The sequence below is a fragment of the Pectinatus haikarae genome, assembly GCF_050916305.1.
GTDB classification, from domain to species: domain Bacteria; phylum Bacillota; class Negativicutes; order Selenomonadales; family Selenomonadaceae; genus Pectinatus; species Pectinatus haikarae.
Window position 1 is genome coordinate 1,197,255 of the sequence record NZ_CP116940.1, and the last position, 16,120, is coordinate 1,213,374.

26 protein-coding genes are annotated in these 16,120 nt (G+C 40.8%); 21 read left to right on the top strand and 5 right to left on the bottom strand.

Annotation, left to right across the window (positions count from 1 at the left end; translation table 11 throughout):
- The first annotated feature begins 17 nt into the window (after window positions 1-17).
- The 21 genes from rpsQ to NXG61_RS05910 all read left to right on the top strand — a co-directional run bounded on the left by rpsQ (window position 18) and on the right by NXG61_RS05910 (window position 10,854).
- Window positions 18-275 carry a 30S ribosomal protein S17 gene (gene rpsQ / locus NXG61_RS05810; protein WP_196605061.1) on the top strand — a complete coding sequence of 86 codons (258 nt, stop codon included), beginning with the start codon at window positions 18-20 and terminating at the stop codon, window positions 273-275.
- A gap of 42 nt (window positions 276-317) precedes the next feature.
- A complete protein-coding gene (gene rplN / locus NXG61_RS05815; protein ID WP_196605060.1) occupies window positions 318-686 on the top strand; it encodes a 50S ribosomal protein L14 in 369 nt (122 codons plus the stop codon).
- Window positions 687-704: 18 nt separating this feature from the next.
- On the top strand, window positions 705-1,037 hold the full coding sequence (gene rplX / locus NXG61_RS05820) for a 50S ribosomal protein L24 (RefSeq protein ID WP_196605059.1): 333 nt from the start codon (window positions 705-707) through the stop codon (window positions 1,035-1,037).
- A gap of 21 nt (window positions 1,038-1,058) precedes the next feature.
- Window positions 1,059-1,598 carry a 50S ribosomal protein L5 gene (gene rplE, locus NXG61_RS05825; protein WP_196605058.1) on the top strand — a complete coding sequence of 180 codons (540 nt, stop codon included), beginning with the start codon at window positions 1,059-1,061 and terminating at the stop codon, window positions 1,596-1,598.
- Between the two features lie 19 nt (window positions 1,599-1,617).
- Window positions 1,618-1,803 carry a type Z 30S ribosomal protein S14 gene (locus NXG61_RS05830; protein WP_132548308.1) on the top strand — a complete coding sequence of 62 codons (186 nt, stop codon included), beginning with the start codon at window positions 1,618-1,620 and terminating at the stop codon, window positions 1,801-1,803.
- 29 nt (window positions 1,804-1,832) lie between these two features.
- The gene (gene rpsH / locus NXG61_RS05835; RefSeq protein WP_196605057.1) at window positions 1,833-2,231 is read left to right on the top strand and encodes a 30S ribosomal protein S8; all 399 of its coding nucleotides are present in this window, start codon (window positions 1,833-1,835) and stop codon (window positions 2,229-2,231) included.
- A gap of 24 nt (window positions 2,232-2,255) precedes the next feature.
- Window positions 2,256-2,807: a 50S ribosomal protein L6 gene (gene rplF / locus NXG61_RS05840; RefSeq protein ID WP_196605056.1), complete on the top strand. Its 552-nt coding sequence runs from the start codon at window positions 2,256-2,258 to the stop codon at window positions 2,805-2,807.
- Window positions 2,808-2,834: 27 nt separating this feature from the next.
- Window positions 2,835-3,194 (top strand): 50S ribosomal protein L18, encoded by a 360-nt coding sequence (gene rplR, locus NXG61_RS05845; protein WP_196605055.1) that lies wholly within the window; start codon window positions 2,835-2,837, stop codon window positions 3,192-3,194.
- A gap of 23 nt (window positions 3,195-3,217) precedes the next feature.
- On the top strand, window positions 3,218-3,718 hold the full coding sequence (rpsE, locus tag NXG61_RS05850) for a 30S ribosomal protein S5 (RefSeq protein ID WP_196605054.1): 501 nt from the start codon (window positions 3,218-3,220) through the stop codon (window positions 3,716-3,718).
- 13 nt (window positions 3,719-3,731) lie between these two features.
- Window positions 3,732-3,917 (top strand): 50S ribosomal protein L30, encoded by a 186-nt coding sequence (gene rpmD, locus NXG61_RS05855; protein ID WP_196605053.1) that lies wholly within the window; start codon window positions 3,732-3,734, stop codon window positions 3,915-3,917.
- A 24-nt stretch (window positions 3,918-3,941) separates the two neighbouring features.
- A complete protein-coding gene (gene rplO / locus NXG61_RS05860; protein ID WP_196605052.1) occupies window positions 3,942-4,382 on the top strand; it encodes a 50S ribosomal protein L15 in 441 nt (146 codons plus the stop codon).
- A 1-nt stretch (window position 4,383) separates the two neighbouring features.
- Window positions 4,384-5,640: a preprotein translocase subunit SecY gene (gene secY, locus NXG61_RS05865; protein ID WP_196605051.1), complete on the top strand. Its 1,257-nt coding sequence runs from the start codon at window positions 4,384-4,386 to the stop codon at window positions 5,638-5,640.
- A gap of 14 nt (window positions 5,641-5,654) precedes the next feature.
- Complete coding sequence (locus tag NXG61_RS05870; RefSeq protein WP_307224877.1) at window positions 5,655-6,299, top strand: adenylate kinase; 645 nt, start codon at window positions 5,655-5,657, stop codon at window positions 6,297-6,299.
- 150 nt (window positions 6,300-6,449) lie between these two features.
- Window positions 6,450-6,668, top strand: a complete 219-nt coding sequence (gene infA, locus NXG61_RS05875) for a translation initiation factor IF-1 (RefSeq protein WP_132548291.1) — start codon at window positions 6,450-6,452, stop codon at window positions 6,666-6,668.
- A gap of 46 nt (window positions 6,669-6,714) precedes the next feature.
- Window positions 6,715-6,828: a 50S ribosomal protein L36 gene (gene rpmJ / locus NXG61_RS05880; protein ID WP_196605049.1), complete on the top strand. Its 114-nt coding sequence runs from the start codon at window positions 6,715-6,717 to the stop codon at window positions 6,826-6,828.
- A gap of 18 nt (window positions 6,829-6,846) precedes the next feature.
- A complete protein-coding gene (gene rpsM, locus NXG61_RS05885; RefSeq protein WP_196605048.1) occupies window positions 6,847-7,221 on the top strand; it encodes a 30S ribosomal protein S13 in 375 nt (124 codons plus the stop codon).
- Between the two features lie 12 nt (window positions 7,222-7,233).
- The gene (gene rpsK, locus NXG61_RS05890) at window positions 7,234-7,623 is read left to right on the top strand and encodes a 30S ribosomal protein S11 (protein ID WP_196605047.1); all 390 of its coding nucleotides are present in this window, start codon (window positions 7,234-7,236) and stop codon (window positions 7,621-7,623) included.
- Window positions 7,624-7,643: 20 nt separating this feature from the next.
- The gene (rpsD, locus tag NXG61_RS05895; RefSeq protein WP_196605046.1) at window positions 7,644-8,231 is read left to right on the top strand and encodes a 30S ribosomal protein S4; all 588 of its coding nucleotides are present in this window, start codon (window positions 7,644-7,646) and stop codon (window positions 8,229-8,231) included.
- A gap of 61 nt (window positions 8,232-8,292) precedes the next feature.
- Window positions 8,293-9,252, top strand: a complete 960-nt coding sequence (locus NXG61_RS05900; RefSeq protein WP_196605045.1) for a DNA-directed RNA polymerase subunit alpha — start codon at window positions 8,293-8,295, stop codon at window positions 9,250-9,252.
- 11 nt (window positions 9,253-9,263) lie between these two features.
- Entirely contained in the window at window positions 9,264-9,605 is a 342-nt protein-coding gene (gene rplQ / locus NXG61_RS05905) for a 50S ribosomal protein L17 (RefSeq protein WP_196605044.1), read from the top strand.
- A 181-nt stretch (window positions 9,606-9,786) separates the two neighbouring features.
- Window positions 9,787-10,854 (top strand): tartrate dehydrogenase, encoded by a 1,068-nt coding sequence (locus tag NXG61_RS05910; RefSeq protein ID WP_307224882.1) that lies wholly within the window; start codon window positions 9,787-9,789, stop codon window positions 10,852-10,854.
- A 53-nt stretch (window positions 10,855-10,907) separates the two neighbouring features.
- Here the strand turns inward: NXG61_RS05910 and sufU are convergent, their stop codons facing one another.
- The 5 genes from sufU to sufC are packed head-to-tail and all read right to left on the bottom strand — an operon-like array spanning window position 10,908 to window position 15,826.
- On the bottom strand, window positions 10,908-11,390 hold the full coding sequence (gene sufU, locus NXG61_RS05915; protein WP_196605042.1) for a Fe-S cluster assembly sulfur transfer protein SufU: 483 nt from the start codon (window positions 11,388-11,390) through the stop codon (window positions 10,908-10,910).
- On the bottom strand, window positions 11,377-12,591 hold the full coding sequence (locus NXG61_RS05920; protein WP_196605041.1) for a SufS family cysteine desulfurase: 1,215 nt from the start codon (window positions 12,589-12,591) through the stop codon (window positions 11,377-11,379). The genes sufU and NXG61_RS05920 overlap by 14 nt, the downstream gene beginning before the upstream one ends.
- Entirely contained in the window at window positions 12,578-13,651 is a 1,074-nt protein-coding gene (locus NXG61_RS05925; protein WP_307224884.1) for a SufB/SufD family protein, read from the bottom strand. Before NXG61_RS05925 ends, NXG61_RS05920 begins: the two co-directional genes overlap by 14 nt.
- Complete coding sequence (gene sufB / locus NXG61_RS05930; protein WP_196605039.1) at window positions 13,651-15,069, bottom strand: Fe-S cluster assembly protein SufB; 1,419 nt, start codon at window positions 15,067-15,069, stop codon at window positions 13,651-13,653. Before sufB ends, NXG61_RS05925 begins: the two co-directional genes overlap by 1 nt.
- Window positions 15,062-15,826 (bottom strand): Fe-S cluster assembly ATPase SufC, encoded by a 765-nt coding sequence (sufC, locus tag NXG61_RS05935; RefSeq protein WP_307224887.1) that lies wholly within the window; start codon window positions 15,824-15,826, stop codon window positions 15,062-15,064. Before sufC ends, sufB begins: the two co-directional genes overlap by 8 nt.
- Between the last annotated feature and the right edge of the window lie 294 nt (window positions 15,827-16,120).

Below are 16,120 nucleotides of genomic sequence, written 5' to 3' on the forward strand. Positions count from 1 at the left end.
AGGAAGGAGGCTCTTTTATGAGTGAAAGAAATGAACGCAAGACTAAAATCGGTAAAGTCGTAAGCGATAAAATGGATAAAACCGTTGTAGTAGCTGTTGAGGATCTTGAACAGCACTCTCTCTATAAGAAATCTATCAAAAAAACGGTTAAATTTAAAGCTCATGATGAAAATAGTGATGCTCATATCGGCGATACCGTTTCTCTCATGGAAACACGCCCGTTATCCAAGGATAAACGCTGGAGAGTCGTTAAAATTCTTGAACGAGCAAAATAATTTTATTAAAGCCGAAGGATTTTAATAAAGGAGGTAAACCAATTGATCCAACAACAGACAATGCTTAATGTTGGCGATAACACTGGGGCAAAGGAAATAATGTGCATCCGTGTTTTAGGCGGTTCCTATCGCAAATATGCCAACATCGGCGATGTAATTGTCGCCGCAGTAAAATCCGCATCTCCTGGTGGTATGGTTAAAAAAGGAGATGTCATTAAAGCTGTAGTTGTTCGTTCTAAAAAAGGACTTAGAAGAAAAGATGGGTCTTACATCCGTTTTGATGAAAATGCAGCTGTAGTTATAAAAGAAGATAAAACCCCTAGAGGAACTCGTATTTTTGGACCAGTAGCCAGAGAATTACGTGACAAAGATTTCATGAAAATCATCTCGTTGGCTCCAGAAGTACTTTAATGGTGAGGAGGTGCAAGATTGTCGCAATATAAGTTAAAAGTAAAAAAGGATGATACAGTCTTAGTATTATCCGGTAAAGACAAAGGTAAACAGGGCAAAGTTCTGCAAGCTCTACCGAAAAAAGATAAAGTCGTGGTTGAAGGAATAAACAAAGTAAAACGTCATACGAAACCTAATCAGAACGTTCCTAAAGGCGGTATTATTCCTAAGGAAGCACCTATGCATGCATCCAAAGTCATGATCGTATGTTCAGCATGTTCCAAACCGACCCGTGTAGCTAAAAAATTAGTCGATGGGAAAATGGTTCGTGTATGCAAAAAATGCGGCGAACTTTTAGACCAGACAAAATAATAAGGGAAGGAGGAATTATTGATGGATAGATTGCAGGAAAAGTATGTAAAAGAAGTTATTCCGGCTTTGACCGAAAAATTTGGCTATAAAAATGTTATGCAGCTGCCGAAAGTTGAAAAGATCGTTATCAACATGGGTGTCGGTGAAGCTGTCAGCAATTCCAAAGCACTTGATTCTGCTGTTGAAGATTTAACTATCATTGCAGGGCAGAAACCTATTCTTACCAGAGCCAAGAAATCTTTGGCTGCATGGAAATTACGTGTCGGCATGCCTATTGGCTGTAAGGTTACCTTGCGCGGTGTCCGCATGTATGAATTCTTAGATAAATTTGTTAGTATTGCCTTGCCGCGTGTACGTGATTTTCGCGGTGTCAGTGGAAAGGCTTTTGATGGTCGTGGCAATTATTCCGTGGGACTCAAAGAACAATTGATTTTTCCGGAAATTGAATATGATAAGATTGATAAAGTTCGTGGTATGAATATTATTGTTGTAACAACGGCGAAAACCGACGAAGAGGCCAAGGAACTTCTCCGCCTTTTGGGAATGCCGTTCAGCGCATAAAAGGGGAGGTAAATTTTTAATGGCCAAAAAGGCACTGATTGAAAAGTGGAGCAAAGAACCAAAATATAAAGTTCGTCAATATAATAGATGTAAAATTTGTGGCCGTCCGCACGGTTATATGCGTAAATTTGACATGTGCCGTATTTGCTTTAGAGAACAAAGCTATAAAGGCGCAATTCCTGGTGTAACGAAAGCCAGCTGGTAAAGTTAGAAAGAAAGGAGGATATCGATTTTATGGGAATGACTGATCCGATTGCAGATATGCTTACACGTTTGCGCAATGCAAACTCTGTTTTACATGAAAAAGTTGAAATCCCTGGTTCTAATATCAAAAAAGCTATTGCTGATGTTTTGAAAGAAGAAGGTTTTATAAAAGATTACACCTTCACGCAGGATAATAAGCAGGGTGTTCTTACAATTAAATTGAAATACGGTCCTGACAGTGAACAGGTAATAACCGGTTTGAAACGTGTTTCTCGTCCCGGCCTTCGCGCTTATGTTAAAAAAGATCAGCTGCCACGCGTTTTGGGTGGACTTGGTATCGCAATAATATCTACATCAAAGGGTATTATGAGTGATAAGAAAGCCCGCAGCACAGGAGTTGGCGGCGAAGTATTAGCTTACGTTTGGTAATTTTTGGAACTGGGAGGTGTACAAATGTCAAGAATAGGTAGAGCACCTATCGAGATCCCAGGCGGGGTTACAGTGACGGTTGATGATAACAATCATGTAATTGTAAAAGGCCCAAAGGGTGAATTGTCTCGTACGTGCCATAAAGATATAAAAGTAATAGTCGAAGGGAATGTTGTCACTGTACAACGTCCTTCAGACGATAAAAATCATAGAGCATTACATGGTCTTACGCGCAGTCTTGTTAATAACATGGTTGTGGGCGTGACTGAAGGATTCACTAAAAATCTTGAAATCAATGGTGTAGGCTACAGAGCTGCACAACAAGGGAAAAATCTCAATCTTTCTTTGGGATTTTCTCATCCTGTTGTGGTTGAACCACCGACAGGAATTACACTTACTGCTCCGGCGCCTAATAGAATTATTGTGTCCGGAATCGATAAAGAAGTTGTTGGCGAAGTTGCTGCCAAGATTCGCGGCTATAGAGAACCCGAACCTTATAAAGGCAAAGGTATCAAATATGAAAATGAACATATTCGCCGTAAGGTCGGCAAGGCCGGCGGTAAGGGCGCCAAATGATTTTTTTAAGAGAAAGGAGCAATTGACGTGTTTAAAAAGCAGGATAAGAACAAGGCTCGTCAAAAGCGTCATTTACGTGTACGCAATCGTGTGTCCGGTACGCCAGAAAGACCTCGCTTGAACGTATTCCGCAGCCTCAGCAATATATATGCACAGGTTATTGATGATGTGAATGGTGTTACGATAGCAGCAGCAAGTTCAAAAGATAAAGGTTTTGAAAATTATGGCGGAAATGCCGAAGCAGCAAAAGCTGTCGGCACTGCAGTTGCAAAATCTGCTGTAGCTAAAGGAATCACAGAAGTTGTGTTTGACCGCAGCGGATATGTGTATCATGGTCGTATAGCAGCTTTAGCTGACGCAGCTCGTGAAGCAGGACTTAAATTCTAATTTATGGAACAGGAGGTTAATTGATGGCCAGAATAGATGCTAATGCGCTTGAATTACAGGAAAAAGTCGTTTATATAAATCGTGTAGCCAAGGTTGTAAAAGGCGGTCGTCGTTTTTCTTTCAGTGCTTTGGTTGTCGTCGGTGATAAGAACGGTCATGTTGGTGCAGGACTCGGTAAAGCCAGCGAAGTACCAGAGGCAATCAGAAAAGGCATTGAAGATGCAAAGAAAAATATCATTACAGTATCATTAGTAGAAAAGACAATCCCGCATCAGATAACAGGTGTTTTTGGCGCCGGCAAGGTTCTTTTAAAACCGGCAGCAAAAGGTACTGGTGTTATAGCCGGAGGTCCTGCCCGTGCGGTATTGGAACTGTGCGGCATAGGCGATATCCTGACAAAATCGCTCGGTTCATCCAATCCTAACAATATGGTACGTGCTACTATTTGCGGCTTGGATCAGCTTAAAAAAGCAGAAACAGTTGCGCAGCTGCGCGGCAAAACTGTTCAGGAACTTTTGGGTTAAGGAGGTTGTTTCAATGGCAAAACTGAAAGTTACTCTTACCCGCAGCCTTATCGGTCATCCGCAGGATCAGCGCGCGACAGTTAAAGCTTTAGGCTTAAAAAAAATAAATTCCGTGGTAGAAAAAGATGATAATCCAGCTATCCGCGGTATGCTTCATAAAATAGAACATCTTATCAAAATAGAAGAAATAAATGCATAATGAAAAAGGAGGTGCCAGGTGACTATGAACTTACATGAATTAGCTCCTGCTCCAGGATCTAAGAAAACACGTACCCGTGTCGGACGCGGTCTTGGCTCCGGATTAGGCAAAACCTCTGGACGCGGACATAAAGGGCAGAACTCTCGCTCCGGCGGTGGTGTTCGTCCCGGATTTGAAGGCGGTCAGATGCCATTGTACCGCAGATTACCGAAACGCGGCTTTAAAAATATCTTCGCTAAAGAATATGCACAAGTCAATGTTTGCATGCTGGAACGTTTTGAAGACGGCAGTGTGGTTGATGCAGTTGCTTTAGTGGAATCCGGAATATTGAAAAATGTGCATGATGGTATTCGTATTCTCGGCAACGGTGAAATAACGAAAAAAATTACTGTAAGAGCACAGGGATTCACCAAATCTGCCGAAGAAAAGATCAAGGCAGCAGGCGGGCAAATTGAGGTGATCTAAGTTGATTTCAGCCCTTGGGAACATATTTAAAATTCCTGAATTAAGGCAAAAAATCATCTTCACCTTAATAATGTTTGCAGTGTTTCGTTTGGGAACGCATATTCCTGTTCCGGGAGTCAATCCCGACGCACTCGAACATCTTTTTAATAGTGGTAATTTATTTGGATTGATGGATTTATTTTCCGGTGGTGCTTTAAGTAAGTTTTCCATATTTGCAATGAGTATCACTCCTTATATCAACGCTTCCATCATAATGCAGCTTTTAGCTGTAGTAGTTCCTACCTTGGAAGAATGGTCTAAAGAAGGTGCGGAAGGTCATAAAAAAACGACTAAGGTCACCCGTTATTTAACGGTTGTCCTTGCGTTTTTACAGGCTATTGGCATGTCCATCGGCTTACGGGCTGCTATAATAAATCCAAATCCTGCATCCATATTGATTATCGCTATCACATTAACAGCAGGAACTGTTTTTTTAATGTGGGTTGGTGAACAGATAACAGCCAATGGTATAGGAAATGGGATTTCTCTGATAATATTTGCCGGCATTGTAGCGGCACTGCCTCATTCTCTGGGCACTATGTACCAGTATTTGCAGGCAGGAACAATAAACTATTTCAATCTGTTTTTGTTTTTGTTTATAGCATTGGCTATGGTCGTTTTCGTTATAGCGATTCAACAGGGACAGCGCAGAGTGCCTATATCTTACACTAAACGGGTCGTTGGAAATAAAACTTATGGCGGGCATTCGTCTCATATACCTCTTAAGGTAAATCAGGCAGGAGTTATTCCGATCATTTTTGCTTCGTCTCTGCTGATGTTTCCTGCAACTATAGGACAGTTTGTAAGTGTGGGATGGGTGAAAACCGTTGCTTCTTATTTTCAATGGGGAACACTCACGCATACAATAACATATACCTTGCTGATAATTTTCTTTACTTATTTTTATACAGCTGTTACACTAAAAATACCTGATTTAGCTGATAATCTTAAGAAATATGGCGGATTTGTTCCTGGTATAAGACCAGGACAGGATACAGCGGATTATCTTGATCGGATAATGACAAGGATAACGCTGGCTGGTGCGGTATTTTTAGCATTGATTGCTATTTTTCCGATGCTTATTGCTAATGCAACACATATTCAAGGTGTATATTTTGGCGGAACGGCACTGCTCATTGTTGTAGGGGTAGCCCTTGATACTATGAAGCAGATAGAATCCATGGTGGTCATGCGCCATTATGAAGGATTCATGAAATAAGGAGGAATTTTATTGTGCACATTCTGTTAATGGGACCTCCTGGTGCCGGTAAAGGTACGCAGGCGGCAAAATTAGTTGAAGAATTTAAGATACCGCATATTTCTACGGGTGATATGTTTAGAGCGGCAGTTAAAAATCAGACTGAACTTGGGAAAAAAGCAAAAGCCTGCATGGATCAGGGAAAGCTTGTACCTGATGATATCACCATCGGTATAGTCAAAGAACGTCTTTCTCAGGTGGACTGTAAAAAGGGATTTATTCTTGATGGATTTCCCAGGACAGTGGAGCAGGCGAAGAATCTTGACAAGATAATCGATGAATTAGGTTTGAAACTCACAGGTGCTCTCAATATAGACGTGCCTGCACAGGACCTTGTTGAAAGAGCCGTGGGACGCCGGATATGTAGAAAATGTGGTGCAACGTATCATATAAAGTTTAAAAAATCTCTTAAAGAAGGCATTTGCGATCTTTGCGGTGGGGAGCTTTATCAGCGTGCTGATGACAGTGAGATCACTATGAAAAACCGCCTGTCGGTTTATGATGAGCAAACAAAGCCTCTTATCGAGTATTACAAAGATGCAGATCTATATAAGAAAATTGATGGCAGACAGTCGATGGATAAGGTGTATGGCGACATTGTGGCTGTACTGCGCGGCTGATATAATGGAAAAGTTTATGTCGGATAGTAGTTTTGTGAAGACACTATTAAGACAATTCATTGCAATAATGTTGGGCAAGGATGGTTCCTTAGAAAAAAGGTTGCCTGAAAAATTAGTTCGCCCAACCTTTATTCGAAAGGGAGCAGGTTCATGTCTAAACAAGATGTAATTGAAGTTGAAGGTAGAGTACTTGAAGCATTACCAAACGCAATGTTTCAGGTAGAACTGGAAAACGGCCATGTCGTTTTAGCTCACGTATCCGGCAAGATTCGTATGAATTTTATCCGCATATTGCCGGGCGATAAGGTTACGATTGAGCTTACGCCGTATGATCTTACGAGAGGCCGTATTACCTACAGATTTAAATAAACGGCTTACCGGGATTATAGGAATATTGCTGAAAGGAGTAAATGCAATGAAAGTACGACCATCAGTGAAACGCATTTGCGAAAAATGTAAAATAATTAAACGCAAGGGCCATGTAATGGTCATTTGCGAAAACCCTAAGCATAAACAAAAACAAGGATAATAGGAGGTGTGTTAATATATGGCACGTATTGCCGGTGTAGATTTACCACGCGATAAACGAATGGAAGTCGCTTTAACATATATTTTTGGTATCGGCCCGAAGTCGGCACGTGATATTCTGGCAGTCACAGGAATCAGTCCTGATACTCGCTCTCGCGATCTGACTGAAGATGAAGTAGCCAAACTTCGTGAAACGCTTGAAAAAAGTTATACTGTAGAAGGTGACCTTCGTCGTGAAGTATCACTCAATATTAAACGCTTAGTTGAAATAGGCTGCTATCGTGGCAGACGTCATCGTTTCGGACTCCCTGTACGCGGACAGAATACGAAAAATAACGCGCGTACGAGAAAAGGTCCTAAAAAGACCATTATGGGTAAGAAGAAAGAAGCATAAGGAGGGTTAGAATTGCCAGCAAGTAAATCTCGTCCGAAAAAAAAGGAACGTAAAAATATTGAATATGGCATAGCCCATATTCGATCAACTTTTAATAATACAATAGTTACCATTACTGACAAAAACGGCAACGCTCTTTCCTGGGCAAGTGCCGGCGGTCTTGGCTTCAGAGGATCACGCAAAAGCACTCCGTTTGCAGCGCAGATGGCAGCAGAAGTAGCTGCAAAAGCAGCCATGGAACATGGTTTGAAACAGGTAGAAGTTTATGTAAAGGGACCGGGAGCAGGCCGTGAAGCAGCTATCCGTTCTCTTCAGGCTACAGGTCTTGAAGTGAATATGATCAAGGATGTAACCCCAATTCCGCATAACGGATGCCGTCCGCCAAAACGCAGAAGAGTATAATAGGAGGGAAAAATAGATAAATGGCAATTGATAGAGTACCGTCTCTGAAAAAATGCCGTTCTTTGGGCATAGAAACTGCTGTTGTTGGTCTTGGCAAAAAATCCAAGCGCCAGCCTCGCCGCACAGGCCGCAAGGTAAGTGAATACGGTATGCAGCTCAAAGAAAAGCAAAAGGCAAAATTTATATACGGCGTATTGGAAAAACAATTCCGCCTTTGTTATGATAAAGCTAAAAAAATGCAGGGAGTTACCGGTGAAAATCTTTTGATTTTACTGGAAAGGCGCCTTGATAATGTTGTATTTCGTTTGGGCCTTGCCAATACACGCCGTCAAGCAAGACAAATGGTTACACACGGTCATATTACAATCAACGGCAAACGTCTTGATATTCCGTCTGCTTTTGTTAAAGCAAATGATATAGTGGGTGTAAAAGAAGGCAGCCGTTCAAGCGAATTGTTCAAAGCTATTGCTGAATCAGGCAATAAACTGAGTGTTCCGGCTTGGCTCAGTGCTGGTGAATTAGGCGGCACTGTCAGCAGATTTCCTAATCGCGATGAAATCGATGTTCCAGTAGACGAACAGGCTATCGTCGAATTGTACTCCAGATAATATGTCATATTGGTCATATTGTGGCACTTTATGTGCATAGAATAAAGGAGGGGAACCTTAGATGATCGAAATCGAAAAGCCGAAAATAGAAATTGTAGGAATAAGTGAAGATCAAAAATACGGTAAGTTCATTTGTGAACCACTTGAACGTGGTTATGGGACTACTCTCGGTAATTCGCTGCGCCGCATACTTTTGTCTTCTTTGATGGGGGCTGCGATAACATCAATAAAAATTGATGGTGTGCTTCATGAATTCTCTACAATACCTGGTGTGCGGGATGATGTCACTAATATCATTTTGAATCTCAAATCGTTGTGCCTCAAAATGCATAATGATGAACCGCATACGATCAGTATAGATGTCACAGGTGAAAAAGAAGTAACCGGTGCTGACATTAAAGCTGACGCTGACATTGAGATATTAAATCCCGATCTGCATATAGCAACTGTCGACGAAAGCGGTTCACTCAAAATAGAAATGACTGTTGAACGCGGACGCGGTTATGTACCGGCCGATAAGAATAAAAGAGCCGATCAGCCTATCGGTGTTATTCCTATAGATTCAATTTTTTCCCCTATTCAAAGAGTGAATTATACTGTAGCGGATACTCGTGTAGGAAATGTCACAGATTATGATAAGCTGACTCTGGAAGTATGGACTAACGGTTCGCTGCGGCCAGAAGAAGCTATAAGTAAATCTGCAAGTATATTGATTGCACATTTTAAACTTTTCCAAAGTATGGCAGGCTGTTCAGAAGAAGAAAATGAATCAGAAAGCACTTTTTTGGAAAATGAAGAAGATGATGCAAACAAAGTAATGGAAATGACTATCGAAGATCTTGATTTATCGGTTCGTTCCTTCAATTGTCTTAAACGGGCAGAAATTAATACAGTAGCTGATCTTGTCCAAAAATCCGAAGACGATATGATGAAGGTCAGAAACTTAGGACGTAAATCACTTGATGAAGTGAGAAATAAGCTGAAAGAACTTGGTCTTTCACTTTCACATAATGAAGAATAGGAGGAAAGAAATTGGCTTACAGAAAATTAGGTCGTGACAGCAGTGCCCGTCGTGCTCTTTTCCGCAGTGTGCTGACTTCGTTATTTAAATATGAACGTATAGAAACAACCGAAGCCAAAGCGAAAGAAATCAGTGCCCTTGCTGAAAAAATGATTACTTTGGCTAAACGTGGTGATTTACATGCTCGCCGTCAGATAGCTGCAGATTTGCTTGATGAAGCGGTAATCAAAAAATTGTTTGATGAAACAGCACCTTCGTATAGTGAACGTCAAGGCGGCTATACACGTGTTCTTAAGCTTGGTCCTCGCCGCGGTGATGCCGCTCCGATGGTTATTCTTGAACTAGTAAAATAAAAACTTGTTATTGCAGGTGATGCCTGTCAATGATAAACTTGATATCTATAAGAACTGTCTTTTGGCGGTTCTTATTTTTTTATCCCAATATAGCTATGTTGTATTATTTTAAAATAACTATTGATTTTTTTATTAATAAAGTTTACTTTAAAGATAATACAATGAAAGGATGGCGCTTAATGTGGAAGAATACAATGTTGCAGTTATACCTGGCGATGGAATCGGTACGGAAGTAATAGCTGAGGGCATAAAGGTTTTAAAAAAGGTGGCAGAACTGGATGGCAGGTTTGCTTTTTCATTTGAATACTTTCCATGGGGATGTGAATATTTTTGCAAAACAGGAAAGGTCATGGATGATGACGGATTGGAACGTTTGAGTAAATTTGACACTATCTATCTTGGTGCAGTGGGTGCTCCAAATGTGCCGGATCATATATCTCTGCGTGATCTGCTGATCAAGATACGGCAGGGTTTTGACCAATATGTTAATCTGCGGCCGATTAAACTGCTGAATGGAGTTCCCTGTCCCATAAAAGGAGTAAGGCGTGAAGACGTAAATATGGTCGTAGTAAGAGAAAATTCGGAAGGTGAATATGCGGGTGCAGGTGATTGGCTTTATAAGGGAAAAGAGCAGGAAGTAGTTTTACAGACCAGTGTATTTTCCCGTAAAGGAACAGAACGAATAATTCGCTATGCATATGAATTGGCCAGACGTGAAAAGAAAACAATAACAAGTATAAGTAAGGGAAATGCTCTGAACTATTCAATGGTATTCTGGGATGAAATATTCCGTGATGTAGGAAAAGAATATCCTGATGTCAGACAGTATACATATTTGGTAGATGCAGCAGCTATGTTTTTTGTAAAAGATCCGGCGCGTTTTCAAGTTGTTGTCACTTCAAATTTGTTTGGTGATATATTAACTGATCTGGGAGCCGCTATTGCAGGAGGAATGGGGCTGGCAGCCGGAGCTAATATTAATCCGGATAAAAAATATCCGTCTATGTTTGAGCCTATACATGGGTCCGCTCCTGACATTGCAGGTAGAGGAGTGGCAAATCCTATGGCAGCAATTTGGTCAGCTTCGCAGATGCTGGAATTTTTTGGCAAAAAGGTATGGAGTAATAAACTTATCCTCGCCATGGAAAAAATTTTGACAGAAAAGACTGTTCTGACAGCTGATTTCGGCGGCAGCGCATCAACTGAAGAGGTTGGGGCAGAGATAATACGGCAAATGATTCTGCTGTGAAAATAAGAAAACTCCGATCATTTATGATCAGAGTTTTCCTTATCAGATGGGGATTATTCAGCAGTCTTTTTTTCCTTGAGCATTTCGTTTAATGTGTGCCAGGCCAAAACTGCGCATTTTACTCGTGCGGGCATATGCGCAATATCCTTTAATGCCATTGCCTCGTCCAATTGTTCCAGCTTTTCTTCATCTTTTTCCTCGCCGCGTACCATCTTTATAAATAAATCAGTTAATTCTACGGCTTCATCGATTTTCTTGCCGATTATCAGGTCGGCCATTATATCGGTCGATGCTTGTGAGATGGCACAGCCTTGTCCGTTAAAAGCAGCATCTTTTATAATATCGTCCTCAATATTGAGTTCTAATACTATTTCATCACCGCAGCTGGGATTGATTCCTTTTTTTACTAAAACCTCATCGCCGCAGTTCGGATTGATGGCTGTTTTGCAATCACTGCTTACAGACAGCTTATGCTTATGGTCAGGATGTGTATTATGCTCCATAAGAATTTCATTGTAAATATTATTGAGCGCCATTGAAATAACTCCTTATGTATTTTGTTCTGTTGATAAGTTTGGTGATGTCTTCTTCATCATTATAAAAAGCGATACTTGCTCTGCAGCAAAAATTGCATTTTAAATAGCGCATGAGCGGTTGGGCACAGTGGTGTCCGCCGCGTATGGCAACGTTGCCGGAATCCATAAGAGAAGCGACATCATGAGGATGAATACCTTCAATATTGAAAGCAATAACTCCATGGTGCTGGGAAAAGTCATTATCACCGTATATCGTAACATATGGAAGCTTGCTAAGTTCTTCTCCCGCAAAACGACCCAGCTCAGTTTCTCTTTTGATAATAGTATCATAACCGATTGACTCCATAAAATCAATTGCGGCCGATAAACCCACAGCTCCGCCGACATTCTGTGTGCCGGCTTCAAATTTATAAGGCAGTTCAGCGAAAGTGGCACTTTGTTCATCTACATAATCGATCATTTCACCGCCGGTAAGAAACGGAGGCATTTCTTCAAGATATTTTTCTTTGCCATAGAGGACGCCTATCCCCATAGGCGCATACATTTTATGACCGGAAAAAGAATAAAAATCGCAATCAAGAGCCTGAACATCTATTTTATTGTGAGGAATAGCCTGTGCGCCATCAACAGAAACGATGGTTTTATTGGCATGAGCTATTTTTATGAGTTCTTTCAGATTTTGTTCCGCCCCCAGCACATTTGAAAGTTGTGTCAGAGACAGTATTTTTGTTTTTGCAGAAAGTTTGTTTTTTAATTCATCTATTGTTATAAGTCCATTTTTATCAGGATACAGATAAACCAGTTTTGCCTGATGCCGTTTTGCGGCCTGCTGCCATGGAAGCATATTGCTGTGATGTTCCATGACGGAAATAAGTATTTCATCATCTTTGGACAAAAGAAGATCAGAAAGCGAATAAGCTACTATATTGAGTGACTCGGAAGCGTTTCTTGTATAAATAATTTCCTGCTGTTTTGCGGCGCCGATAAATTCAGCAATTTTTTTGCGGGCATTTTCGTAAGCATCAGTGGCTTTTTGGGAAAGTTCATACAGACCGCGCAACGGATTTGCATTTTCCTGTTTGTAATAATCAGCCACGGCATCTATGACCATATCCGGCTTTTGACTGGTAGCAGCATTATCAAGATATGCCAGATCTTTATAGTGGCGCATAATGGGGAAAAAATTTTTATACTGATTCATTAAAAAGCACTTCCTTACTATAGTTATCGATTTTTGCCGCTAGTATTTCTGGTAATAGATTTTTCAAACGGGAGACAGCAGAATCAAGAAACAGCTGTCGGGCAGCTTTCTCATCAATACCGCGCGATTTCAGGTAAAAGAAACGATCCTCATCCAATGTGCCAATGGCGGCTCCATGCGTACCGGCTACATCATCCTCATCGCATAAAATCAAAGGAACGCTTTTGTTTCTCGCTTTTTCACTCAAAAGGAGTACATTTTCGCTTTCGTTGCCGGATGAACCCTTGCAGCCTCGGTGAAAATCTATGGTACCACGGGCTGTTTTCCTGCTTGCATCCGAAAGCAATCCGGTCATTTTTATGTCAGAGAGAGTTTTTTTGCCGTAATGGCGTACCACATAATTAAGATCAATATCCTGCTCAAGGTGACCGATATAGTCAGATCGTATTGAGGCGGATGAATGATATCCCCGCAGATCTGCTGTTGCGGAGGCAAGTGCAGTTCCCGCGCCCAAAGGAATTTGCAGTATGCTGATTTTGGCATCGTTTTCAAGACGGGAAACAATGTTATTGAAGGATACAGCTGAGCTTCCCAGCAGCTGCAGACAGGTGAGTTTCAGTGAAGCACCATTTGCTGCATGTACTCTGATAAGATCGGCATATTGTGCGGTACTCTGTGCAAGAGAGCTTACCGAGATCATTATGTTGGCGGAGCTGTTCTCTTCAAGGCTTATGTCAAAAATACCTGTAAGCTTATCAGTCGGCTGCAGTGTCAGGTCAAAAATGAGAGGTGTTGCCAAGGTGCTGTTTTTGGGAATAATTATAGATTTTGTCACTGAAGCATTTTTCAGTATATATGCTTCAGTTTTTTTGTCACTGCCGGAAAAAACGATATCGTCAAGTGTACGATTATCATTTATTTTAATAGCATCATTGTCTGTAATAATCTTGGGAGTGACTGCGGAGTCTGGTTCGTTTGACAAATGAAGCTCTTTGCTGTTTACATTGAAACGGTTCCATGTGAGAACAGGAAGTTTATTTGCGTTAAGTGCAGTATACATCAGCCTATGCTCCCTTCCATTTCAAGACGTATGAGATTATTCATTTCTACAGCATATTCCAAGGGCAGTTCTTTTGATATAGGATTGGCAAAGCCATTGACGATGAGCGTTTTTGCTTCTTCTTCGCTGAGCCCGCGGCTCATCAGATAGAAGACCGCATCATCGTCAATACGGCCGATGGAAGCTTCATGACCGACATTGACGTCATTACAGCGGACGTCCATTAAAGGAATGGTGTCAGAGCGTGATTTGTCATCTAGCATAAGCGATTGACAGGAAACGCTGGTTTTGCTTTTATGAGCTTTTTCTGTCACGGTGACGGCGCTTCTGAAAGTACTGATACCGCCGGATTTAGAAAGAGATTTTGTACTGATGACAGAAGAAGTATGAGGTGCGTTATGCAGTATCTTTGTACCGGTGTCAAGATTTTGACCTTCGCCTGCAAATGTTATACCGGTAAATTCTGATTTTGCATATTCACCATTTAAAATAGTCATGGGATATAGATATGAAATATGTGAACCGAAGGACCCGGATACCCATTCCATAACGCCGTTTTTTTCTACTTTTGCTCGTTTAGTATTTAAGTTATACATGTTTTTGGACCAATTTTCAATGGTCGAGTACCTTAAATGAGCTTCTTCACCGACAAATAATTCAACGCAGCCGGCGTGAAGATTGGCGACGTTATATTTCGGTGCAGAGCAGCCTTCGATAAAATGCAAGCGCGCACCCTTATCGACGATGATGAGAGTATGTTCAAACTGCCCGGCTCCGGGGGAATTTAAACGGAAGTAAGACTGCAGGGGAATCTCAACGTCCGTATATGGAGGCACATAGACAAATGAACCGCCAGACCAGACGGCTCCGTGCAGAGCAGCAAATTTGTGATCGGTGGAAGGGACCAGCTTCATAAAATGTTTTTCTATCATTTCGGCATATGGACCGCTTAAAGCTTCTTCAATACCGCTGTAGATTACACCCTTTTCAGCCACTGATTCCTGAATGTTATGATAAACCAACTCTGAATCATATTGTGCGCCGACGCCTGCGAGTGATGTACGTTCAGCATCGGGGATGCCAAGACGTTCAAAAGTGTCTTTAATATCTTCGGGAACGTCATCCCATTTTGCCGCCATTTTAGTATTGGGACGAACGTAGGTAACAATATTATTTATGTCAAGTCCGGAAATATCCGGGCCCCAATTGGGAACTTTTAATTCATTATATATTTGCAGAGACTTGAGACGATGATCAAGCATCCATGCCGGTTCATTCTTTTTTGCACTTATTTGACGGACTATTTCTTCTGTAAGGCCGCTGGCGAGTTTTTCTACGTCTTTTTCTTCTTTTGTAAAATCATATAAGCTGCGATTGACATCAGTTATTGACGAATTCTTAGTTGAAATATCAGACATTTCCATCACCCGCCTGATTTTCAAAACGAATAAAGCCGTTTTCATTTATTTCCTGTATCAATTCACTGCCGCCGTCGGCTACAATACGGCCTTTTACAAGAATATGTACTTTATCTATCTTGAGCCGATTTAAAATATGCATATTGTGTGAAATTATGAGCATTCCCTTTTCGTCCGTCTGCTGGAATTCATTGATACCCTTGAGCATGATATTGACAGCGTCCACATCAAGACCGGAATCAGTTTCATCTAAAACAGCCATTTTGGGAGAAAGCATGAGAAGCTGAAGCATTTCTACTTTTTTTCGCTCACCGCCGGAAAAACCGACATTGAGATCGCGTTCAAGATATTCCTGTTTTAAGTCTAAGACTTTTAATATTTCGTTGAGCTTTTTGCGGAAAAGTTTTCCTGTCAATGGAGTTTCCGCATTCTTTACAGCAGCCCGCAGAAAACTATAAAGAGAAATTCCCGGTATTTCGACAGGCGCCTGAAAGGACAGAAAAATGCCCTTCTTAGCTCTTTTATCGGTAGATAGTTCCGTTATATTTTCTTTTTCAAAAAAAATACTGCCTTCAGTGAGCTTGTAAGCCGGATTGGATAGAAGCGACGAGCCGAAAGTGGATTTCCCCGCACCATTAGGGCCCATAAGAACATGAGTTTCTCCCTTTTTTATAGTAAGATTCAATGAATGCAGTATAGGTACGTTGTCTGTAGAGGCAACTGAATAATTTTTTACTTCAAGTAAATTATCGCTCATATTGAAAACTCTCCTTCAAATTTGACTAAGTGATTTGATGTAAGGTTTATTGAATAAAATCTTATAATATGATTAAATTAGTGTATAGCTCATTGATGATATTATACTACTATGATAAGATATAAACAATAGTTATTTTTTCACTTTTATATCTAAAAATGATTTATTGCAAAAATAACAGAAAAATTGCTGTTCCCGAGAGCCTTTTACTTATAAATATAAATAATAGATATATAGGTATTTATAAATAAAGGCTTTCGATACAGTAGTTTTTTATTTTATAAATTAATAACG